Source organism: Aliidiomarina haloalkalitolerans (assembly GCF_003987315.1).
Lineage (GTDB): Bacteria > Pseudomonadota > Gammaproteobacteria > Enterobacterales > Alteromonadaceae > Aliidiomarina > Aliidiomarina haloalkalitolerans.
Map to the genome: position 1 here is coordinate 234195 of NZ_PIPI01000002.1, position 23214 is coordinate 257408.

General features: G+C 49.6%; 19 protein-coding genes and 1 riboswitch. Of the genes, 3 read left to right on the top strand and 16 right to left on the bottom strand.

All coding sequences use genetic code 11. The features are described from left to right. Positions 1-13: 13 nt before the first annotated feature. On the bottom strand, positions 14-3733 hold the full coding sequence (locus tag CWE06_RS05385) for a nitrate reductase subunit alpha (RefSeq protein ID WP_126791927.1): 3720 nt from the start codon (positions 3731-3733) through the stop codon (positions 14-16). Positions 3734-3977: 244 nt separating this feature from the next. Between CWE06_RS05385 and CWE06_RS05390 the strand changes: the two genes are divergently transcribed. Then, the gene (locus CWE06_RS05390) at positions 3978-5816 is read left to right on the top strand and encodes a histidine kinase (RefSeq protein WP_241972488.1); all 1839 of its coding nucleotides are present in this window, start codon (positions 3978-3980) and stop codon (positions 5814-5816) included. Positions 5817-5830: 14 nt separating this feature from the next. Here CWE06_RS05390 and CWE06_RS05395 read toward each other — a convergent pair whose 3' ends face one another. From CWE06_RS05395 to CWE06_RS05415, 5 genes are all read right to left on the bottom strand, one after another. Continuing rightward, positions 5831-6892, bottom strand: coding sequence for an efflux RND transporter periplasmic adaptor subunit (locus CWE06_RS05395; protein WP_126791929.1), 1062 nt, complete (start codon positions 6890-6892; stop codon positions 5831-5833). Further along, positions 6889-10248 carry an efflux RND transporter permease subunit gene (locus CWE06_RS05400; RefSeq protein WP_126791931.1) on the bottom strand — a complete coding sequence of 1120 codons (3360 nt, stop codon included), beginning with the start codon at positions 10246-10248 and terminating at the stop codon, positions 6889-6891. Before CWE06_RS05400 ends, CWE06_RS05395 begins: the two co-directional genes overlap by 4 nt. 31 nt (positions 10249-10279) lie before the next feature. Next, complete coding sequence (locus CWE06_RS05405; protein ID WP_126791932.1) at positions 10280-10483, bottom strand: YgaP family membrane protein; 204 nt, start codon at positions 10481-10483, stop codon at positions 10280-10282. Between the two features lie 219 nt (positions 10484-10702). Beyond that, entirely contained in the window at positions 10703-10999 is a 297-nt protein-coding gene (locus tag CWE06_RS05410) for an ArsR/SmtB family transcription factor (RefSeq protein WP_198679049.1), read from the bottom strand. 136 nt (positions 11000-11135) lie between these two features. Then, positions 11136-12752 carry an MFS transporter gene (locus CWE06_RS05415; protein WP_126791934.1) on the bottom strand — a complete coding sequence of 539 codons (1617 nt, stop codon included), beginning with the start codon at positions 12750-12752 and terminating at the stop codon, positions 11136-11138. A 325-nt stretch (positions 12753-13077) separates the two neighbouring features. Between CWE06_RS05415 and narL the strand changes: the two genes are divergently transcribed. Together narL and moeA are read left to right on the top strand one after the other, a co-directional pair. Then, the gene (narL, locus tag CWE06_RS05420; RefSeq protein WP_126791936.1) at positions 13078-13722 is read left to right on the top strand and encodes a two-component system response regulator NarL; all 645 of its coding nucleotides are present in this window, start codon (positions 13078-13080) and stop codon (positions 13720-13722) included. Between the two features lie 9 nt (positions 13723-13731). Next, on the top strand, positions 13732-14949 hold the full coding sequence (gene moeA, locus CWE06_RS05425) for a molybdopterin molybdotransferase MoeA (protein WP_126791938.1): 1218 nt from the start codon (positions 13732-13734) through the stop codon (positions 14947-14949). Between the two features lie 4 nt (positions 14950-14953). Here moeA and CWE06_RS05430 read toward each other — a convergent pair whose 3' ends face one another. The 10 genes from CWE06_RS05430 to moaA all read right to left on the bottom strand — a co-directional run bounded on the left by CWE06_RS05430 (position 14954) and on the right by moaA (position 23069). After that, positions 14954-16756, bottom strand: a complete 1803-nt coding sequence (locus CWE06_RS05430) for a putative bifunctional diguanylate cyclase/phosphodiesterase (protein WP_126791940.1) — start codon at positions 16754-16756, stop codon at positions 14954-14956. 160 nt (positions 16757-16916) lie between these two features. After that, positions 16917-18116 carry a molybdenum ABC transporter ATP-binding protein gene (locus CWE06_RS05435; RefSeq protein WP_241972495.1) on the bottom strand — a complete coding sequence of 400 codons (1200 nt, stop codon included), beginning with the start codon at positions 18114-18116 and terminating at the stop codon, positions 16917-16919. A 2-nt stretch (positions 18117-18118) separates the two neighbouring features. After that, positions 18119-18805, bottom strand: a complete 687-nt coding sequence (modB, locus tag CWE06_RS05440) for a molybdate ABC transporter permease subunit (RefSeq protein ID WP_126791944.1) — start codon at positions 18803-18805, stop codon at positions 18119-18121. After that, entirely contained in the window at positions 18802-19566 is a 765-nt protein-coding gene (gene modA / locus CWE06_RS05445) for a molybdate ABC transporter substrate-binding protein (protein ID WP_157981141.1), read from the bottom strand. The genes modB and modA overlap by 4 nt, the downstream gene beginning before the upstream one ends. Positions 19567-19570: 4 nt before the next feature. Beyond that, positions 19571-20041 carry a molybdopterin synthase catalytic subunit MoaE gene (moaE, locus tag CWE06_RS05450; protein ID WP_126791948.1) on the bottom strand — a complete coding sequence of 157 codons (471 nt, stop codon included), beginning with the start codon at positions 20039-20041 and terminating at the stop codon, positions 19571-19573. A gap of 43 nt (positions 20042-20084) precedes the next feature. Continuing rightward, complete coding sequence (moaD, locus tag CWE06_RS05455) at positions 20085-20333, bottom strand: molybdopterin converting factor subunit 1 (RefSeq protein WP_126791950.1); 249 nt, start codon at positions 20331-20333, stop codon at positions 20085-20087. Position 20334: 1 nt separating this feature from the next. Continuing rightward, entirely contained in the window at positions 20335-20832 is a 498-nt protein-coding gene (gene moaC / locus CWE06_RS05460) for a cyclic pyranopterin monophosphate synthase MoaC (RefSeq protein WP_126791952.1), read from the bottom strand. Between the two features lie 7 nt (positions 20833-20839). Further along, positions 20840-21397: a molybdenum cofactor biosynthesis protein B gene (gene moaB, locus CWE06_RS05465; RefSeq protein ID WP_126791954.1), complete on the bottom strand. Its 558-nt coding sequence runs from the start codon at positions 21395-21397 to the stop codon at positions 20840-20842. After that, positions 21394-22095, bottom strand: coding sequence for a molybdenum cofactor guanylyltransferase (locus CWE06_RS05470; RefSeq protein WP_126791956.1), 702 nt, complete (start codon positions 22093-22095; stop codon positions 21394-21396). Before CWE06_RS05470 ends, moaB begins: the two co-directional genes overlap by 4 nt. Before the next feature lie 2 nt (positions 22096-22097). Continuing rightward, a complete protein-coding gene (gene moaA / locus CWE06_RS05475; RefSeq protein WP_126791958.1) occupies positions 22098-23069 on the bottom strand; it encodes a GTP 3',8-cyclase MoaA in 972 nt (323 codons plus the stop codon). Beyond that, positions 23059-23202, bottom strand: a riboswitch (molybdenum cofactor riboswitch). (Overlaps the previous gene by 11 nt.) Positions 23203-23214 lie beyond the last annotated feature (12 nt).

Sequence of the window (23214 nt, forward strand, 5' to 3'; positions counted from 1 at the left end):
AAGCGCCGCCTCATCACTTGGTATCCAGCCAATCAACTTTGTCCATCTTACGGACAATGACAAACTCATCGCGGTTACAGCCTACTGTTCCGTAGTAGTTAAAGCCGTAACTCTGCTGGGCATAGCCACCAATCATATGAGTTGGCTTCATGACCGCACGAGTAACCGAGTTATGAATACCACCGCGTGTACCTGTCATCTCCGAGCCTGGTACGTTCACAATCCGTTCTTGCGCGTGGTACATCATGCTCATGCCTTCCGGCACCCGCTGCGAAACAACCGCACGGGCTGAGATCGAACCGTTGACGTTGAAGATTTCAATCCAGTCGTTATCTTCAATGCCTGCTGCTTTCGCATCGATCTCACTCAGCCACACAATTGGGCCACCGCGAGACAATGTCAGCATTAACAAGTTGTCGGAATACGTACTGTGAATACCCCACTTCTGATGCGGTGTAATCCAGTTCAGCACGATCTCTTTGTTGCCATTTGGCTTCTTGTTGAGAATCGGTTGAACGGTTTTCAAGTTAATCGGTGGCTTATAAACACAAAGTGTTTCACCGAAATCGCGCATCCATTCATGGTCCTGATAGAACTGCTGACGACCGGTAATGGTGCGCCATGGAATCAGCTCATGAACGTTGGTGTAACCAGCGTTATAAGACACATGCTCGTCTTCAAGTCCTGACCAAGTCGGCGAAGAGATAATCTTCCGCGGTTGTGCCACGATATCGTGGAAGCGGATTTTTTCTTCTTCCTTTGGTTTCGCTAAATGCGTGTGGTCGCGTCCAGTGAACTCACTGAGAGCGCCCCAAGCTTTTACCGCCACATGACCATTGGTTTCTGGCGCCAGCGACAGAATCACCTCACACGCATCAATTGCGGTTTCGATCTTCGGCCGACCTTTGTTGACACCTTCTTCCACGTGCTTGCGGTTGAGCTTACCGAGGAAATCGACTTCCTCTTGAGTATTCCAGTTAATGCCTTTACCACCATTCCCAAGCTTGTCCATGAGTGGACCAAGCGAGGTGAAGCGCTGGTAGGTATTCGGGTAGTCACGCTCAACTTCAACGAGGTTCGGCATGGTTTTACCCGGTACTGGATCACACTCACCTTTCCACCACGCTTTCACGCCATATGGCTGCGCTAGCTCGTTCGGGGTGTCGTGTTGCATCGGTACGGTGACGAGGTCTTTTTCAACACCTAAGTGACCTTCGCAAACCCGCGAAAACTCTTTCGCGATGCCTTTAAAGATTTCCCAGTCACTACGTGCTTCCCAAACTGGGTCAACAGCAGCAGTTAGCGGGTGAATAAACGGATGCATATCCGATGTATTCATGTCGTCTTTTTCATACCAAGTTGCAGTTGGTAACACGATGTCAGAGTACAAACAGGTGGTCGACATACGGAAATCGAGGGTCACCCACAGATCAACTTTGCCTTCCGCACCGTTATCGACCCACTCGACGTCTTCTGGCTTCTGACCACCAAAGTCGCCAAGGTCTTTACCTAACAGACCGTGTTTAGTACCGAGTAAATGCTTGAGCATGTACTCGTGGCCTTTACCGGATGAGCCGAGCAAGTTAGAACGCCAAATAAACATGTTCCGCGGGAAGTTCTGCGGGTTGTCTGGTTGCTCACAAGCAAACTTCAAACTGCCGCTCTTCAATTGGTCAACCACGTAATCTTTCACGTCCATACCCGCTTTCGCAGCAGCATCTGCTAAGCCAAGTGGGTTAGTGCCTAATTGTGGTGCGCTCGGTAACCAACCCATGCGCTCCGCTCTCGTGTTGTAGTCGATAATGCTCGACTTCCACTTGTTCGGATTCGCCAGCGGTGAAACGACTTCAGTCATTTCTAACTTCTCGTAGCGCCATTGACTCGAATGGTTATAGAAGAATGATGTACCGTTCATGTGACGCGGTGGACGTTGCCAGTCAAGAGCAAACGCCAATGGCGCCCAACCGGTTTGCGGACGTAGTTTTTCCTGACCGACGTAATGCGCCCAGCCACCACCGCTCTGGCCGATACAGCCACACATCATCAACATGTTGATGAGACCGCGGTAGTTCATGTCCATGTGGTACCAGTGGTTCAATGCAGCACCAACGATAACCATCGAACGGCCTTTGGTTTTGTCGGCGTTGCGACCAAACTCACGAGCAATTCGGATAACGTCTTGCGGGTCAACACCGGTAATTTTTTGTTGCCATGCTGGTGTATACGGTACGTCGTCTGCATAGCTTTGCGCCCGGTTCGGGTCGTTTAAGCCATTATCAACACCGTAGTTCGCAAGCATTAAGTCAAATACGGTTGCAACTAAGGCAGAGTCACCGTTAGCAAGCTGTACTCGCTTCGCTGGGATCTTGCGCATCTGCACTTCATCGTGGTCAGTATGTTGGAAATACTCATACTCATGCGGCTTGCCGCCAAAGTATGGGAATGCAACGTCAACAACGTCGTCAGCGTGGTCTTTTAATGACAAGTGCAGGTCAACATCACCTTGATTATCTTTTTGCTCAAGGTTCCATTTGCCTTTTTGTCCCCAACGATAACCAATCGCACCATTCGGGCTAACCAAACGGTCACCATCTCGGTCAATCGCAATGGTTTTCCAGTCAGGGTTATTGTCTTCACCTAAGTTGTCGACCAAGTCAGCTGCGCGCAAGAAGCGACCTTGCGTAAGTTTGCCATTTTCTTCTTCCAACATGACCAGCATCGGCATGTCGGTATATCGACGAACGTAGTCGGTGAAATACGCACTCGGTTGATCAACGTGGAATTCTTTCAAAATAACGTGACCAAATGCCATGGCTAACGCAGCGTCAGTACCTTGGCGTGGTGCTAACCAGGTGTCACCGAATTTCGAGGCTTCTGAGTAGTCAGAAGTAATCACGCAAGTTTTCGTGCCTTTGTAGCGAACTTCCGTTAAGAAGTGAGCGTCTGGGGTACGGGTTTGCGGAACGTTCGAGCCCCAAACAATAATGTAATTTGAGTTATACCAGTCGGCTGACTCAGGCACGTCGGTTTGTTCACCCCAAATTTGTGGCGACGCCGGAGGTAAGTCACAGTACCAGTCATAGAAGCTTAAGCAGTTACCACCAATCAGTGATAAATAGCGCGCGCCAGCAGCATAGGAAACCATCGACATCGCCGGAATTGGCGAGAAACCAGTTACCCGGTCAGGGCCGTAAGTTTTCGTGGTGTACACGTTTGAAGCAGCAATGAGCTCATTCACTTCGTCCCATGACGCACGCACAAAACCACCGAGTCCACGGCGTTCTTTGTAGCTCTTCGCTTTTGCCGGATCGGAAACAATCGACTCCCAAGCTTTCACTGGGTCATTATGTTGTTGCTTCGCTTCACGCCACAGCTTCATCAATTGCTGACGAACTTTTGGATACTTCAAGCGGTTGGCGCTGTAAATATACCAAGAGTAGCTGGCTCCACGTGGGCAGCCCCGTGGTTCATGATTAGGTAGGTCAGGCCGCGTGCGTGGGTAATCCGTTTGTTGCGTTTCCCAAGTAACGAGGCCGTCCTTGACGTAAATTTTCCAGCTACACGAACCAGTACAGTTTACTCCGTGAGTAGAACGTACTATTTTATCGTGTTGCCAACGCTGGCGATAACCTTGTTCCCAGGTGCGATCTTCATTTGTCACAACCCCATGGCCATTGGCGAAGGGTTCTTTCTTCAAATTGAAGAAGCGCAGTTTATCGAGTAAATGACTCATTTTTCAGACTCCAGTCCAGCTACTGCATTCATGTTTCGACGTCTACACTATGGTAAAGTAGGGAAATTGTGCTTGATCTGCGTCAATGCAGCCACCCTGCAAATTTGCCGCGATCTGGCCGAATTACCACCATGGTGGTATGCGTGTTTAGATCGTAACTAACTGAATTGTAAGTAGTACTTATAATTTAAAGCGCCGGAATCTAGGCGAATCAGATACCTATGGGTAAAAAGGGGTATTCCACGTGAAACAGCGGCCTTCATCTCTCGCAGGAAGTATCAGTTTGGCACTATTTGCCATAGTTGGATTGTCATTGGTGACACTCCTGACGAGTTATTGGCTGTCTGAGAAAGTGAACCGTGACCCGGAAGCACTGAATGTGGCTGGTTCTTTACGTTGGCAAACCTATCATATTGCGATTGTTGCGACGCAGAATGACCCAGAACGTCTCAACAGCGCGATTCAAAGTCTGAATCAGAGTTGGAATCATCCGTCGTTTCGCCGCTTTGCACACAATGACACAACGATTTACAGTCATTTCCGACAAGCGCAAGCCAACTGGCTCGAAATTGAACGTGTTCTGCGCTCAGAGACTGTGGAATCAGTTAGTTTCTATGGTCGCTTAGTCGATCAGGTCAGTTACATTGACGAGTTGGTCTTTCTCATTCAACAAGATGCCGAGCGCTCCGTTGGCCAACTGCGCCTGGTGCTGGTATTGGCATTGTTCTTAACGGTTATCTTGGCAATCATTGTGTTGCATTGGCTGCGCGTCCGCTTCGAAATTCCGTTAATCAAATTACAGCAAGCGGCGCGGAAAATTGGTCATGGTGATTTCACCACCCGCGTCGACTTAAAAAATAATCGTGATGAGCTGGGCATGCTCGCTGAAACCATCAATAAAATGAGCGACACCATCGGCTTTATGTACGGTCGCCTCGAAACCCGAGTTGATGAACAGACGCATCAGTTGCAACGCAGTCACATTACATTGCAACTGCTGTATGACATTTCCAAACGGATTAACGAGCACGCCCTGAATTACAACGACTTTCGTGACACCACGCGGAAACTCTGTGATGTGCTTGACCTTGACGACCTCGAGCTCTGCCTACTGACTGACGAAGGCAAAGCGCCATATTTGCAATTCCAAGCCGCCGAGCCTGAGCGTGACCCCTGTCATGCGGTGAACTGTGCTGAGTGTATTCGCAAAGACGACTGCATTACCGTCGAAGACGGCGTACGGCAGTATTATTATCCACTCAGCCGCGAACAAAAACGCTTTGGCGTCATGGTTGCCCGCTGTAAAGAAAACCAAGTCTTACACGACTGGCAACAACAGCTATTGAAGTCAGTCTCGGATCAACTTGCGTTAGCACTGAGTTTAAAAGCCGAGGAAGACCAAGTTCGACGTTTAGCCATGGTGAATGAACGAACCGTTATTGCGCGTGAATTGCATGACTCCCTTGCGCAAGCCTTGTCGTATCTGAAAATTCAGGTGACGCGTTTGAACAAGGCGATCGACATTAAAAACGAAGCGATTATTCGCGATGTCTCACAGGAACTGCGGGAAGGTTTAGATTCAGCTTATCGGCAATTACGTGAGCTTCTGACAACCTTCCGATTGAAAGTAGACGGTGGCGGTTTATTAAATGCACTCGAGACCACAGTTAAGCAATTGCAGAACCAAACGGACATGGAGATTCAACTCGACTACCGCATTACCGACGTGCCGCTTGAACCACACGAAGAGATTCATTTGCTGCAAATGGTACGTGAAGCTGTGCAGAACGCCATGCATCACAGTGAAGGCAAGTATGTTGTCATTCGCATGGCACACTTAGCGAATTCAGACGATAAAATTGAACTAGCGGTCGAAGATGATGGCGTCGGTATTCCGACGGACCCAGAGAAGCTTAACCACTATGGCTTAGTGATCATCAAGGAACGCGGACGCCACCTCGGCGGCGACGCTGAAATTAAGCGCCGAGAAGAAGGCGGCACCGGTGTTTATTTCCGTTTTGTGCCGCAATATCTGCAAAAAGAACAGCTGAACGATAAATCCCATTTAGCCAAAATGGTTTAGCGACCAGCAAATGGTTAACGACGGAGAGCGACTCGCTCTCCGTCTCGCAGCCCGCTGACGACTTCAATATAGTCCCGACCCTGCCACCGTGTCGCCTCACCAAGGCGCACAAGGCGGCGCTCAGAACCTGAGCTCGTTACAACTTGAACATAGTACAATTGACCGACCTGGAGCACTGCTGCTGCAGGCACTAGCAACACATCACGTTCACCTGCTGGCACCGCGACTTTGCCGTACATGCCTGGGTACATTGCCGCAGTGCTATTTGGTGCTAAGCGCACAATGAAGCTCCGCGAGGCAACATCTGCTGCCGGCTCAATTTCGACAACGCGAGCGCTAAACGGGTCGGAAAACGCATCTAGATTCATCGTTAATTCATCGCCAATCCGCACGTTTGCGAGCACAGACTCACTAACAGCGGCTTCAAGACGCAAGCTTTCTGGTTGATAGACACTCACCAATAACATGCCCGGTGTAGCCGTATCGCCCGTAAATACCGCCCGACGACTAATCACCCCATCGAAAGGCGCCATGATGACACTAAAACCTTCGCTCGTGCGCGCTTCCGATAATGCTTCACGCGCTCGATTTAATTCAGCTTCAGCGCTGTCACGAGCGGCTCGTGCTTCATCAAGGCGAGCCTCCGGCAACACGCCCTGCTGCACCACACTTTCGGTACGCTGGAAGTTTAACCGGGCTTCGTTAACTCGCGCTTGAGCCGCGGCAAGCGACTGTTCCTGTTGCCGGACGCGGGCACTGAGGTCATCACTTTCTAAGCGTAAAAGAATATCTCCGGCCTGCACAATATCACCGGCATCGACTAAAACTTCAGCGACGCGCGCTGTAATTCGGGCCGAAATCGATGACTGCTGTCGAGCTTGCAAACTACCACTGAAATTGCGGAACTGCGGCACTCGTGCGGCAATCACTTCAGCACTGTCGATGCTTTCGGCTTGGGTTCCAGCCGATACCGTTTCGGTGGGCAACTTACTAACGAAGCCGCCAGCAAGCCAGACAAAAATTAACGCAAGACCCAAGAACGCAGCAACAATAATCGCAATACGCGTACGCTTCATGACAGACTCTCCTTCTCTTGCGGCAAACTAGCTGGTAAACCATGGCCTTCCGCATCTTTATACATTAAGTGATAAACCACCGGCACAACCAACAAGGTGAAGACTGTTGATGCGGTAATTCCAAAAATAATCGCCCACGCTAAACCATTAAAGATTGGATCGAGGGTAATCACAATATTTGCCAACATAGTCGTTCCGGCGGTCAACAAAATAGGTCGCGTACGCGCCGCGCCAGCATCATACAGCGCTTCTTTCAAAGTACATGGTGTCCGCAATCGTTGCTGAATAAATTCAATAAGAATTAAGGCATTACGAACTACGATCCCCGCTAACGCAATCATCCCTATCATTGCCGTTGCCGTGAATAGCGACGGATTGGGATAACCATTGATATCTGCGGCAAACATATTTAAGAACCAGAAGCCCGGCATAATGCCAATAATAGTTAAAGGAATAGACAGCATCATGATGCCCGACACGCCCTTAAGGCCAGTTTGTAAGACCATCACTAAATACACGCCGAGCAACGCTACGCCATAAGCGATGCCGAGGTCACGGAATACGTCCAACGTAATTTTCCACTCACCTTCGCCGCTCCAAACCACATTGATATTGTCTGGGACATCCCAGCCCAAACCCGAGCCATTATTAAAGTAATGGCGACGCCAATGCGGAACAAAGTTGTCGCCTTCTTTACCTTGGTCAACCATGACATCTGCCACGATATCAGCCGGCACACGACCAACTGCTTCGGCATAGACATAAGTGACTGGCCGTAAGTTTTTGTGCAGGATGGGTCGGTCAGCATTCACTTCAACAAAACGCCCAAGCTCGGCCAGTTGCACTAACGGAGCGGGAGCTGTGCGCAGCCCCTGACCTTCGTCGATTTGTGCGATCCCTTGCTGGCCACGAACATACAAAGACAGCAAATGATCGGGATTATCACGTGCGCCCGGTGGTAAGCGAATTTCAATGGGTAACGGATTAATCTCCGTTGGCTGCTGCAAGTAATCAATCACCCAGCCAGCAGTGGCGGCATGAATACTTTGGTGAATATCGGTCGCACTAATGCCTGACAGAGCCGCCTTCTCACGGTCAACAACAAAGCGCCAAACCGTGTAATCGTAAGGTACCGAGGTATCGACTTCACTCACCATATCTTCGCGACGAAGACGATCCGCAACAACCTGTGCGGCATGCTCAAGCTCACGATAATCTGTTTGCTGGTCGCCATAGATCTCGGCAACGACCGTCGCTAGTACAGGCGGACCTGGTGGCATCTGCACAAGTTTGAGCCGAGCATCATGCTGCGCAGCAATCGCTTCAAGCTCATCGCGTAGTCGATTGACCATTTCATGTGACTGCATTTTGCGCTGCTGCTTCGGTGCTAAAACAACACGCAATTCGCCTTGCCAAGGTTGTTGGCGATGAAAGTAATGACGAACCATGCCGTTGAAATCCATTGGCGACGCTAAACCGACAAAGCTCGACACCGAGGCCACTTCTGGGACGCGCTGCAAGTAATCGGCAAACTGCTCAAGTACCATGGCTGTCGATTCAAGTGTTTCACCCTCGCGCAAGTCGACCACGAGTTGGAATTCGTTTTTGTTGTCATGCGGGAGCAATTTCAAAGGCACCAACCGCATTGCCGGCAAAATCGCGGCAACAACAAACAAACCGGCGACCGCCCACAAGAACATCTTGCTGCGTTTCGGACTAGCCAAGAGGGGCTCGAGGATCGCTCTGTAGCCTTTGTATAGCACCGAAGAGCTCGGATCATAGGCGCCCTTTTGTTTCGCTCCCGCCATAATTTTCCAGGCCAACCAAGGCGTAATCAAAAACGCCGTAATCGTCGAGAAAATAACGCTTACCGGCACGTTAAATGCCATTGGCGCCATATACGGCCCCATCATGCCGGTAATAAAGAACATCGGGGTGAAGACGATAATAATTGCTAGCGTTGACATTAACAGCGCACTGCGAATTTCAACCATAGCTGCAATCACCGCGCGCTTGGTGGCTTTTCCTTGCTCGCGCATATGACGTTCAATGTTATCAATGGCTGCGATTGGGTCGTCGACAATTAACCCCAGCGCGAGAATCAAGGCGAACAAGGTGACGCGGTTAATCGTGTAACCAAAGAGCAAGTCCATGCCAAGCGTTGCCCCGTAGGCAATTGGAATGGCAATGGCAACCACAGCTGCTGCTCGCCAACTTAAGAATAAGCCGACAAATACAACCACAACGATAATCGCAACCACCAAGCTACTGACTAACTCTTTGACTTTATCGTCCGCGGTTTCACCATAGTTACGAATGACCGAGTATTCGACACCGGCAGGAAGCCACTCCGCTTGCAACGCTTCGAGCTCTGCGAGGACATTGTCAGCAACTCGCACCGCATTTGAACCGCGTTGTTTCGCAACCGAAATAAACACCGCTGGGTATTTGTCAGCAACCGTCGCTGACTCGGCGCCAGCAAATGCCATGCCTGGATAGAAGAAAGTGTAACTATTTGCTTGTTCTGGACCGTCGACAACGCGGGCGACATCGCGCAAATACACGGGCTTACCGTTGACCACATTGACAACCGAATTTGCCAGTTCCTGCGCGCTCGCAAAGAACTGCCCGCTTTCAATCTGAATTACTCGGTTTTGCTGATGAAGCTGCCCAGCGGTGACTTGGGTATTACTCACTTGAACTGCCCGTGAGATGTCCGCCAAGGTTGTACTGTGGGCGGCTAAAGCAACACTATCGAGTTCGATTTGAATGACCCGCGCTTGACCACCCGTCACTTCAACCCGATTGGTTTGGCGAATGGATTTCAGCCGCTGGGTCGCTTGTTCAGCAACGCGGCGCAGTGCAAAAGCATCTTGTTGTTCTGGATCGGTACTGTAGATGGCAGCGACAACAATTGGCACGTCGTCTATTTCAACCGGTTTAACGACCCAGTTCGAGACCACAGCCGGAATGATATCTTGGTTTGAATAAAGCTTGTTATAGAGCTTTACCAACGAGTCTTCGCGGTCTTCACCCACGTAAAAACGCACGGTGACGACCGCTTGGTCGCGATGCGAAGAGGAGTAGACGTATTCAACGCCATCAATTTGTGACACTAAACGCTCAAGCGGTTCAGTGACCTGTGTTGCCACTTGGCGAGCTGACAGCCCCGGTGCCGTGACCATCACATCGGCCATTGGCACAATGATCTGCGGGTCTTCTTCGCGCGGTGTCAGAATGAGTGCAACAACACCGAGCAGTAACGCAAGGCCAATGAAGATTGGTGGAAACGTGCTATTCAGGAACCAACCAATGATATTGCCTTGTGGCTTACCACGACCTTGTTGTATCGCCATGCGTTACTCCTCGACTGCGAACTCTTATTATTTATTTAAATGCGTTGCCTGGCTTAAGTCCGAATTTCGCCAAAATCTTGGCCAATGGACAAAAACCTGTGAACGCTGCTTGTAATAAATTCAAGCCAACAAACCCTGTTAACAATAACCAAGCTGGTGACACTTGCCATGCAAGTAAAACCGAAACAAGCACGACGGTTCCAGCAAAAGCCATTACGGCACGATCGATATTCATAGCCTAAACCTCTCTCTTCAGACCAACGCCTTGACTCAAACGCATAGCCTAGCTTGAACTAGACTAGCTTATTATTGACGAACTCGCGTACTTTACTGAGCAGTAACTCTCTGTTTGTAAGTTAATTTTCAGCGAAGTCAGCGACACCTCTTTATATTAGATTGTTCTAATATAATCAAGCTAAAAAAAGACCGCGAACGACCTTTTCTTGCATCCTGCCTAACAATAGATTCCATAAAGTGTCTCGAGCACCCTCATCGCTTTCTCGTCTTCGATACGATAAAGCACCGTGGTACCTTCTTTGCGAAAACCAACGATGTGCTGTTCGCGCAATTTGGCTAAATGCTGTGATAACGACGATTGCGACAACCCGAGTTTTTTCTCAAGTTCACCCACGGACATTTCGCCATTGACCAAATGGCACAGCACCATCAATCGATGGCTATTGGCGAGAGACTTTAGCAAGCTCTCAGCGCTTGTTGCGTTCATCTGCATTTGCTCAACTGAAATGTTCATTGTTTTCGGAAACCTATTATATTAGAAGATGCTAATTTTATCAACTTCCTTGATTATATTCGTTCTCGGTACACAAAAGAAAGTCCCGCTTTTCAAGAAAGCGGGACTTTACGTTCAAGTGTCAGACTGATGCGACTTACGGATTATAAAACTCGCCATTTTTCCGCAAGTAATAGAACCAGTTTAGAATTAAACAAAAACCGTAGAAGATCGCAAAACCTATCATCGCATATTCCGGTGTAGCAGCATTGATTTGCTCACCAAACACTTGCGGGATATAGAATGCACCGTAAGCAGCAACTGCTGAAGTCCAACCAAGCACTGGACCCGCTTGTTCTTTAGGAAATACCACTGCAATTGTACGGAAAGTTGAGCCGTTACCAATTCCGCTCGCTGCAAAAAGACCTAAGAACAGCAGGAAGAATTGCATGAAATACTGTTCTGGCGCTTCAGATTGATACGCCAAGCGCATGTAATAAGCTGCGCCTAACGCACAGATCACCATGATCAAGGCACAGATTTGTGTCACTAACGCGCCGCCAAGTTTATCCGATAACCAACCACCCACTGGGCGGATTAAGGCTCCGATAAATGGCGCTATCCATGCGTAAGTTAATGCACTCGGGCCATTTGGGTTCGGTGTGTTATGCGTCATGACACCGTCAACTATAATATGGCTGTAACCAAAGATAACCTGAATCGACAACGGGAAGGCTGCCGCAAAACCAATGAACGAACCAAAAGTCATAATGTACAGAACGCTCATGACCCAAGTATGTTTGTTGTTAAAGATCTTGTACTGCCGATTTAAGCTAGTGCGAATTGCGCCCGGTAAGAGTTTCAGCAGCATAACCGTGCTGACCAATACTAAAACCAGCACTAGCTCTTTCGGCACACCAAAGCCAGAGCCATTCGCGTCGGCTGGCAACATTAACCATAAACCGACGATTGCAGTTAAAAAGCCAATGCCGTACATGGCTAAAATAATCGCAAACGAGACCGGTGCCTTTGGCAAATTCGGTGTGACTTCTTCAGTGTTAATGTTGTTCATGCCAAACCAAGTGGCAAATGCTAACGGAATGAGTAAAACCAACCAGACATAGCCAGCGTTTTGAATCCAAGTTTCGCTGCCAGCAGGAATACTACCAATTAACGTCCCGCTCGCTTTTTGCAGGATCATGGAGTCGCCAGCACCTAGCCAAGAGAACGCACCAAAGGTCATGACCAAGGGCACGAGCAATTGCATGGTTGTCACGCCAAAGTTGCCCAAACCGGCGTTCATACCAAGTGCAGAGCCCTGCTGCTTACGCGGAAAGAAGAAGCTAATATTCGACATTGACGCGGCGAAGTTACCACCACCAATCCCCGACAGTAACGCCATCAATTGGAATGCCCACAATGGTGTGTCTGGGTTCTGCAAGGCTAAGCCCGTTCCAAATGCCGGAATCATGAGTAAGCTAGTGGTCAAGAAGATCGTATAACGGCCACCACACAAACGCACAAAAAAGCTTGCCGGAATTCGCAATGTCGCACCGGTTAAGCCAGCAATTGCCGTTAAGGTTAAAAGTTCTCCTGGGTTATATGGAAAACCGAGGTTCATCATCTGAACCGTGATAATGCTCCAGTACATCCATACGGCGAAGCCGCACAATAGACTTGGAATCGAAATCCATAGATTTCGGTTCGCAATGCGTTTTCCTTCGCTTTCCCAGAACTTTTCGTTCTCGGGTTCCCAGCGTTTTAAATCAGACATGTTTTGCTCCTCACTCCAGCCATTCTCTTGGCGACGCTAAGTGTGCGATTTACGAGGGGTTATCACAATGTTCCCGAGGAGAGGGGCAACCGCCAATGATGGAGTACCCACTAGTAGGTAATTGTCACAATAAGTTGGTAATTAGCCTTTAATTTTCAGATATTTATATTAAGCTAATAACGAGTTCAAGGAAGCGAGGTATCCCTATATTTAGTGTGGATATGGTCAAAAACTATGATATAGGTCAAAGTTTTACAGGCCACACTAAGAGGTAATAGGCGGCACCGAGGATATACCTCCGGTAAGTTTAATTGGGGATAGAAACATGACAGACAAATCCAGTGTGATGTTAGTGGACGATCATCCACTGTTACTGAAAGGCTTAAAACAACTCCTTGAGTTTGAAAGTGACATAGAGGTGGTTGCCGAAGCCAACAACGGGCCAGATGCGATTCAACTTGCGGAAGATCTCGATCCAGATTTAATTGTACTCGATTTGAATATGCACGGTATGGACGGACTGGAAACACTCAAAGGTATGCGTAAAGTTGGCGTGACTTCACGGATCGTTATGCTGACTGTTTCCGATGCAGACGAAGACGTCGTCGAAGCGATCAGCTCGGGTGCGGACGGTTATTTATTAAAAGACATGGACCCAGAAAAGTTGCTCGAGCAATTGCGTCGCGCACTAGACGGTAAAATGGTTTTAAGTGAAGCCGTGACTGAAATTCTGGCGACCGCAATTCGTAAACCGGCACCGCGTCAGCAAGCCGATTTAAACAATCTGACGAATCGTGAATATGAAATTCTCTCGCTGATTGCCAAAGGCATGAGCAACAAAGTAATCGCCCGCGAGTTGGATATTTCTGACGGTACGGTGAAAGTTCACGTGAAGCACTTATTGAAAAAACTGGGCTTACGTTCGCGCGTTGAAGCTGCAGTTTGGATGGTTAATCAGCAAGGCAGTTAAGGAATTAGTATGCTATCTGTTCGTGAAGCTGTGCAACAAATGTTGGACAGCATTCAACCGACCGCAGAAATCGAGACCGTATTGATCAGCGACGCCGTCGATCGCATTTTAGCTCAACCGATTGACTCGACCGTCGATATCCCCTCTTACGACAATTCGGCCATGGACGGTTATGCATTGCGTGCGGATGATTTAAGCGAACCCGGTAGCACATTAACCTTAGTCGGCCAGGCGCTCGCTGGGCATTCATTTCAGGGGGAATTAAAGCCCGGTGAATGCATCCGCATTATGACTGGTGCACAAGTTCCGGCTTCGGCATCTACTGTTATTCCTCAGGAAGACACTGAGGTTTTAGCAGGCAGTCCGAAGCAAATTCGTTTTCAAGTGAATGCCAAAGTCGGCCAGAACATCCGCCGCCAAGGTGAAGAACTCAAAATTGGTGCCGCAGTGTTTGCCGTTGGTCACCGCTTCACACCGGTCGATATCGGCCTGTTAGCATCACTCGGGATTGCCGAAGTCGCAGTCAAGCAACAGCTCACTATTGCCTTGTTCTCAACTGGCGACGAGCTCGTTCAGCCCGGCCAGCCTAAACGCGCTGACCAAATCTACGACAGCAACCGTTTCGTTCTGCACGCCATGATCGAACGCATGGGCTTTAATGTTTTGAATTTGGGGCTGATTCCCGACAATAAACAAGAAATTGCCGATGCCTTTATGACAGCCTCTGCGAAAGCCGATGCCATTGTCTGCTCAGGTGGTGTTTCTGTCGGTGACGCCGACTACACAAAGCAAGTCATTGATGAACTCGGTGCTGTCGGCTTTTGGAAAGTCGCCATGAAACCAGGCAAGCCTTTTGCCTTTGGTAAAGTCAACGGCACTTGGTTTTTTGGCCTGCCTGGAAATCCTGTTTCCGCAACCGTGACCTTTCAACAACTTGCCTTACCTGCCCTGCGCCGGCTCGCAGGTGAGCGTGAATATAAACCTATGATCATCACTGCGGAAGCTGGTGAGTTATTGAAAAAACGGCCCGGCCGTGCCGATTTTCAACGCGGTATATTACGCTGCGAAAATGGCGTAAACCGAGTCTACAGCGCTGGAGCACAAGGCTCTGGGATGCTGAGTTCATTAGTTCATGGCAACTGCTTAATCCTGCTTAGTCAGGAGCAAGATTCAGTGCAACCGGGTGAGCAAGTTTCTGTTGAAGTGCTAACTGCGCCGATTAAGTAAGCCCTTAAGTAAGCCAAAGTTGCGCGAATTCGCTCGCAGGGACTGGGCGACCCAGTAAATAGCCCTGCCCATCGTTGCAACCATGTTTTGTCAGGTACTCAAGCTGCGCATCCGTTTCGATGCCTTCGGCAATAAGGTTAATCTGTAATGCTTTTGCCATTGCGATAATCGCTTGGATAATGCTTTCATCTTGAGGGTTGTTGCCAATTTTTGACACAAATGACCGATCGATTTTTAACACCGAAGCTTTGAGCTGGCTTAAATAGGAAAGTGACGAGTAGCCTGTTCCGAAGTCATCAATTGCCCAATGAAAGCCGACGTCGTGAAGTTGACGAATGCGCTTGGAGTTTAACTCTGGCGCCCGCATCATTGCGGTTTCGGTAAGTTCCAACAGCAGGTTTTCTTTGGCTACGTTTGCGGTGATGGCTTGGAAGCGCTCAACCACATCGTTGCTCTCCAATTGTTTATTGGAAATGTTGACCGCCAGGCGACCCGGTAATGGATGACCCGCAGTATTCCACGCGACTAATTGTCGGCACGCTTCTTTTAATACCCAATCTCCCAGCGACTGCATCAACCCGCGAGTTTCCGCAATTGCAATAAAATCGAGCGGACTAATCCAACCAAATTCATCGTCGTACCAACGACATAATGCCTCAGCGCCAACTACTTTACGTTCATCTAAAGCAAAGACAGGCTGATAATAGAGTTCGAACTGCTCTTCTCGCAGCGCTTTGCGAAAGCGCTCAAACAACAGCTGACGATACTCCATAGCACTCATCATGCTGGTATTAAAAAATGCAAAATCTTGTTGGCGCGCCTTCGCGTCGGCGACAGCGACGCTTGCACGCCGCAAAATTTCAGCTCCCGTCAAAGTTTTGTCGTGTTCTGACATGGCCGCGGGCTGACTGGCACAGCCGATTGTAAAATCGATATGAAACTCATTGTTATCGACCAAAATAGGGGCTTCGAACCACAAGGCAATTTCTCTACCATAGGCTTCGGCTTGTTCAATGAAGGACAAGCCTGCCGTAACTTGCGAGGCTAAATCAGCTGCCGCTGGCAAAATCGCAAACTCATCACTCGAAACTCGCGCAACGATAGTCTCAGCACTGACATACTGGCGCAGACGGTCGGCAACTGCACGCAGCACCTCATCGCCAACACCGGAATCATACACGTCGTTAATGGCCTTAAAACGACGCACATCCGCGAGAAAGATCGTCTCTGGATGATGGTCTAAAAGCAGTTCGTGTAATCCGCGTCGATTCGTTAAGCCGGTCAATGAGTCTCGATAAGTTAACGCTTTGATTTGCTCCTGTTGACTCGAGCGCTCCAGCTCTGAGCCGACTTGAGCGGCAGCAATCCGAAGTACTTCCCGTGCCAATTCATCAAAGTGAACCGCTTGAGTCGACATGGCCGAGAGAATTCCAAGTTTGCGGCCATCGGACGTGAGCAGCGGCATGCCGATATAACTTTGAACGTTTAATTCAACCAACAAATGATCATCAGGGAAGAGCTCCGCCACTCCGCCCTCATAAGCGCACGATTCGCGTTCAGGCACAGTTTCACACGGACTGCCTTTGAGGTTATAGGAAATATTGTTGAGTAATTCACCATGCGACATCAAGGCTAAAGTTCGGGCGGTCATCGGGTTTTCGACTGTATCTGCTATCAGCACATACTCGACGTCGAGTATTTTCCCCAACTCGAGAACTAAGGTATTGAAAAAGTCACTATAACCGCTACGCGTTAACGCATCGGCCAGTCGCAGAAACATCGATTCTGCTGAAATATTCCCTGCCACACCTGTACCTGCTTGTTGTTACTGGCCGTTAAGTTACTGGCCGAGAGACTACTACTATAGGTTTAGATCAGGGTAAATTCTACCGTTGGTAACAACTTTTCAAAAATAGATTTACATTCTTCGTAGCAATTTCTTCCAGCCCCATAATTCAAACGGTTCTTTAGTGACTGGCAACGGCTTTAATCAGCATGACTACCTGCTCGCCTTCTTGAAATTGCAGGCGTTGCAGTGAATGTTTGGTAATTAGCGCGCTGCAGCGCTGACCATCCGCGAGCTCAAGTAATACTCGACTTTCGGCTGGATGCAGTGCTGGCTTGAGAGCGATAATTTGTGCGGGCAACGCGTTGCTAATGCTTGTGTCACTGGGTGGCGTGCGGGCGAGGCCAATCGATTCGGCCGCAATCAACAGGCGTCGCTGCTTTAAACTCGCAATCTGGTTCCGCTGCCAATCTGGGTTCGGCAGTCGCATCGACTGACCAGCGATGGTTAGGTGGAGCAATTCGTTTACCCCTGCAGACCCTTCCACCGGTGCATCCGACACCGCCTCAACTACTGTGGCCGCCAATACATTTTCCCCACCTAAGCGGGCAAAGCCTTCGTCAGACTGCAACACAGACACGAACTCACCATGGGTAATCACCTGCCCCTTTTCCATAAAGACTAAATAGTCGGCTAGCCTGAGCACTTCTTCGGCATTGTGAGAAACATAGAGAATTGGAATTTGCAGGACGTTTTGTACACGTTGGAGCACCTGGACTAATTCGAGCTTAGCCTTGCGATCGAGGTTTGCAAGCGGCTCGTCCATCAATAGTAACTGGGGGCAGCTGAGCAGCGTCCGCGCAATGGCCACGCGCTGCTGCTGCCCGCCCGACAGTTGCGCTGGCTTATGCTGCAATAATTCATTGATACCGGTGAGCTCGGCAACCCATAACGGGCCAGAACGTAAGTGCTGCTTGCGCGCTTGCGGCGCTCGACACCAAGCGAATTCAAGGTTTTCCAATACAGTTAAGTGCGGAAACAAAGCGGGTCGCTGAAAAACAAAACCAATGTTGCGATCTTCGACCGCCATAACTTGCTGTGCGGTTAACCAAGACTCTGCAGCAAACTGGATGCGGCCATTCACACCCTGTGTTTCTAACCCTGCAATCACGCGAAGCAACGTTGTTTTACCGCAGCCTGATGGGCCGTATATCGCGCTAATACCTGTCGTGGGTAAATCGAGTTTCGCCTGTAAGTGAAAATCACCACGGTGAACGTCAATGTCGAGGCGCAGGAATTCTTGCTTTTGCAAGTCTGCGTTCGCTGTGTGGTTCGTTTTCTGGTTTTCATGCAGGTCTGCATGAGTCTCTGCATTCTGCATCACTACGCCCCCCGCAACTTCATTACCGCCTGACCACGGTTGAGGCTATACACAATTAACAACACCACCAGTGAAAACGCTAGCAGCCACAACGACAACTGATTAGCTGCACCGTAATTAAGCCCTTCAACATGATCATAAATAGCAATTGACACCACTTGCGTTTCACCCGGGATATTGCCACCTATCATCAGGACGACACCGAACTCGCCAATGGTGTGGGCAAACGAAAGTACTGCGGCGGTGATAAAGCCGCGTTTTGCGAGCGGCAACACTAAGTGCCGGAAGCGGTCAAAAAAGCGAGCGCGCAGGCACGCGGCAGCTTCCAATAACTCGCGGGGCACACTGGCAAACGCATTTTGCAATGGCTGCACTGCAAACGGCAACGAATACACCACCGAACCAATGACCAAACCGGTAAAACTGAACGCCAAATGCTGCATACCGAGTGCTTCTAAACTACCACCAATAAAGCCTTCTGGTCCCAGAGCAACCAGTAAGTAGAAACCAAGTACGGTCGGCGGCAAGACCAGCGGCAAAGCCACAGTCGCCTCCACAAGAGCTCGCCAGCGGCTCGTGGTTTGGCTGAGCCACCAAGCTAAGGGCAAGGATAGAATCAAGAGAATGACCGTCGACACTGCCGCAAGTTGCAAGGTTAACCAGATGGCTTGCAGATCATTTGCGCTCATTCTTGCTCCTTACTCGGATAAAACCCAGCTTGGGCAAAGATCGCCTGTCCCTGATCACTCGCAATAAAGGCATAGAATAAATGCGCTAACTCGTTGTCTGCTCCCGCTCGGGTAATCACCATAGCTTGTTGTACTTTTGGTGCTTCGGGAAGCTGACGAATATGGCCATGTTGCATTTCCTCATGCTCGGTTAACGCTTTTGCAAGCACGCCAACCTCGGCGCTGCCACTGCGGACAAAGTGCGCTGCTTGCGCCGCGCTTTCAGCATACACCAAACGACTTTCCAACTGCGGCCACTCGGCTAAGCTTTGTAGCCATGCGAATGCCAAACGACCATAAGGTGCATGTTGTGGGTTCGCTATCGCAATCCGACCGCGGCTGCGGAGTAAATCGGCTCCTGCTTCTAATTCTGAATCCCATGCTTGTCGGCGTGACCATAGCGCTAATCCGCCTTGTGCATAAACAAAAACGTTCCCTTCAGCCCCACCACCGGCAACCAATGCAACTGGGAAACTTTCATCGGCAGCGAAGAAAATATGAAATGGTGCGCCATTTTGAATTTGGCCAAACAAGCGTCCGGAAGACCCATAAATAACTTGAACCTGACCACTTGTGAGCTGGTTTTGCTGAGAAAATTCTGCCACGAGCTGCGGCATCACCCAGCGTAAATCGGAAGCCGCCGCCACTCTTAACTCATTGGCGTGCGCATAACTCAAGCTAAGTAATACAGTTATGATAATAGCGAAAACCCGTATGCGCATCGGATTAATCCTTCTTTGCCTGTAACTGCCAGCGAGCCGCTGCTTGGTCATCGGTGGTTTTGGCGGCCACCCAGTATTCACCGTCATTTGTGTGTTCTTTCTTCCAGAACGGCGCGCGAGTTTTCAGGAAATCCATGATGAATTCAGCAGCTGCAAAGGCCGCATTACGGTGTGCACTAGCGACCCCAACAAACACAATTTGCTCATTCAAGGTTAAGCGACCAACCCGGTGAATCACGGTTACGCGACCGAGTGGCCAACGTTCTTGCGCCTCGCTAACAATTGCAGTCAACGCTTTCTCAGTCATGGCGGGATAATGCTCTAACGTCATAGCGGTTAAGTTGCCACTTTGAAGTTCACGGACAAGCCCCGTAAAAGTAACCACAGCGCCAAATTTCGCGTCATCAGCGAGGTAGCGGTACTCGTCTCCGACATCAAAGTTAGCTTCTTGTACGTGAATCTTCACATCTTGCATGTCTTCTCGCTTCCATATTAGTAACTGTTATTAAGCAACCGAGTTAACCACCCGTCACCGGTGGGAAAAATGCCACTTCACTACCCGCTTCTACAACATGCGCATGACTCACGAGTTGTTGATTCACTGCGGCTAAAACGTCTTGTGAAGCAAGCTCTTGTTGCCACTTTGGCGAGCGCTGCTGTAAGTGCTGAATAAGGTCTGCAACCGTACTGCCGTGAAAGTCTTGGACGACGACTTCACTGGTGCCTAAGCGTTCACGCAAAACTGCAAAGAACAATACTTTAATCATGTTAACGACTCCCCTCGCTCTCTCGTTGCCAATGACCGCGCTTACCGCCAAGCTTTTCGTGTAGACCGATATCTGTGATTGTCATCGCTGGGTCGACGGCCTTGCACATGTCATAAATGGTTAGCGCTGCCACGCTAGCAGCTGTTAACGCTTCCATTTCCACGCCTGTTTTCCCTTCAACCACGCAGCGAGTCAGAATCCGAACTTCGTTATTCACGCTGTCGAGTTCAAAATCGACGGTAACCTTGTTCAGGGCTAATGGGTGACAAAGCGGAATTAAATCGCTCGTTCTTTTGGCGGCCATGATGCCAGCGATGCGCGCCGTCGCCAGTACGTCGCCTTTTTTAGCTGCAGCTTGTTGCAGTTGCGCCATCACATCGCCATTCATTATGACCCGCGCAACCGCGATGGCTTCACGGCGAGTAACGGTTTTGTCGGTGATATCGACCATATGCGCAGCGCCAGCAGCGTCTAAGTGGGTCAGTTTGTTGTCGTTCATAAATGAATTATCCATTCAAAAGGTGTTGAGTGGGGTTGCAGCTATTTACCGGGCTATTCTTTACGTGGGCGACAAAATTGCATGGTCCTTGGCGCGCGTCGAGTTGCGGCTTAATCAATTGTTCCCAAGCCAATTTCGCTGCACCGCCTGAACCTGGCATGGCGAAAATTAAAGTCTCGTTCGCGAGGCCCGCTATCGCCTGGCTCTGCAAAGCTGCGCTGCCAATATCTTGGAAACTTAGCTGGCGAAAGATCTCGCCAAAGCCATCGACGACTTTATCGAATAAAGGCGTAATTGCTGCGACAGTTGCATTGTTCGCAGCAAAGCCGGTACCGCCGTTAATCAGTACCACTTGTACTTCGGCACTCGCGATCCACGCACTCAGCTGATAACGAATTTGATAGCAGTCATTGCTTGTGATTGTCCGCTCTACCAGTTCATGACCTTGTTCTTGGAGCGCTTGCACAAGCATGTCACCGGTACTATCGTTCGCAGCTGTACGCGAATCAGACACCGTCATAACTGCAATTTTTAGCGGTAAAAATGATTTTACTTTGTGACTCATGGTTCGTTCCTCCCGCGTTCTCCGTCCTGCATTCTGCTTTGTGTGTTTCGCTGGTGCGCTCGTAACTCGATAAACATTTGCCAGTCACTCGGTGAATTGGTGTTCATCAAGGTGAACTCATTGTTGTCACTAGGAATGTTGTGACTTGGAATGGTGTGACTTGGAATGGTGTGACTTGGAATGGGCAGCGCCTCCGCATCTAACCAATGCAAAAGACTGCGCACCGAGCGACGTGCTGTTTGCGAAGTTAACTGTTCCAATAAAAAATGCTGCAAGGCGTCACTTCGATACAACAGACATGGCATTTCATAACCTGCGAAATAACTTGAAGTTGTGCTGCTTGCCAGGTTCGTAAGTAATCCGACCGATAGCAAGGGCATATCGACAGGCAACACTAACACGCGCTCGTAGTGACACTGAGGTAGACAAGCATGCAGTCCTGCTAAAGGACCCAAACGCGGAAATTGGTCAGCAACGAATTGGTAGTCCGCATGGGCCGCAACCCGGAGGTTGGGATCGCGACTCACCACAACTTGCTGCGCACCACTAAGTTGTGCAAGATGCATCATATGTTGCAGCAAGTCATTGACATCATTCGAAGCCGAATCGGTAGTGTTCGGTAACTGCAGCAAGGCTTTGTCACGCCCCATCCGAGAGGAGAGCCCCCCAGCGAGAAGAATACAGCTGAACGGTTGCATGCTTAGCCTCCGATCATCGCCAAGTGCCGAGTTGCTCCGGTGAATTCTTCGTGCAAATGATGGCTCGCAGCTTTGCCTTGCAACACATCTTGCAGATGCTGAATCAGTGCAGCGGGGTCATCCTGTTGCAAAAACGGGCGCAAATTATTGTGCTCTGAGGCAAACAAGCACATAAATAATTGCCCGCGCGACGACACGCGTAAACGGTTACAGTCATCACAAAAGTCTTTGCTGTAGGGCATGATTAAACCCATACGACCGGCAAAGTCCGAGTGAGTAAATTCCTGTGCAGGGCCAGCTGTGGTTGGCTTAATGGTTTGCACCCAACCGTCATTGAGCAGCTGCTGTTTGATGTCTTCGCCACGAACATGATTACGCTGATAGTAGGCGCGGTTGTCGCCAGTTTGCATCAGCTCGATAAACCGCAGAGCAACCGGACGAGTTTTTACATACTCTAAAAACTGCGGTAGCTCAGCAGCGTTATAATCTCGCAGCAATACGCTGTTAATTTTGACCCGTTTCAGGCCACGCTCAAGGGCAAGGTCGATACCTCGCAAAATACTATCGAGGCGGCTATCACCGGTAATCATTTGGAAGGTGCCAGCGTCTAAGCTGTCCACGCTCACGTTGATGGCATCAAGCCCGGCGTCGATCCAACGGTCGAGGTCTCGCTCTAAGCGATAACCGTTGGTTGTAATCGCAACTTCCTCAATGCCTGGCACCGCTTTACAGGTTGCGATGATTTCGGTGAGATCCTTGCGCAACGCCGGCTCGCCTCCAGTAATGCGCACCTTTCGCGTTCCGGCTTGGGCAAAAGCAGTGACCACTCGACGAATTTCTTCGAGGGTCAGTTCCTCTTTCCGAGACACACAATCGGGACCGTCAGGGAGACAGTAATTACAGCGGAAGTTGCAGCTTTCCGTAACCGACAGGCGCAGGTACGTAAAGCGACGCGAATATTTATCTGTGAGCATGTTCACACCTTTCCAAATTTCGGGAGGTCAGTTCGTTTCCAAACTCACCCTGGTGGCGGAATTGCCACGGCTGTCGCATCATGCCTTCAATATTGGAAGGTTTAGATAACGCAGCTCGGCGTACACACACATGGTATGCGTTTTA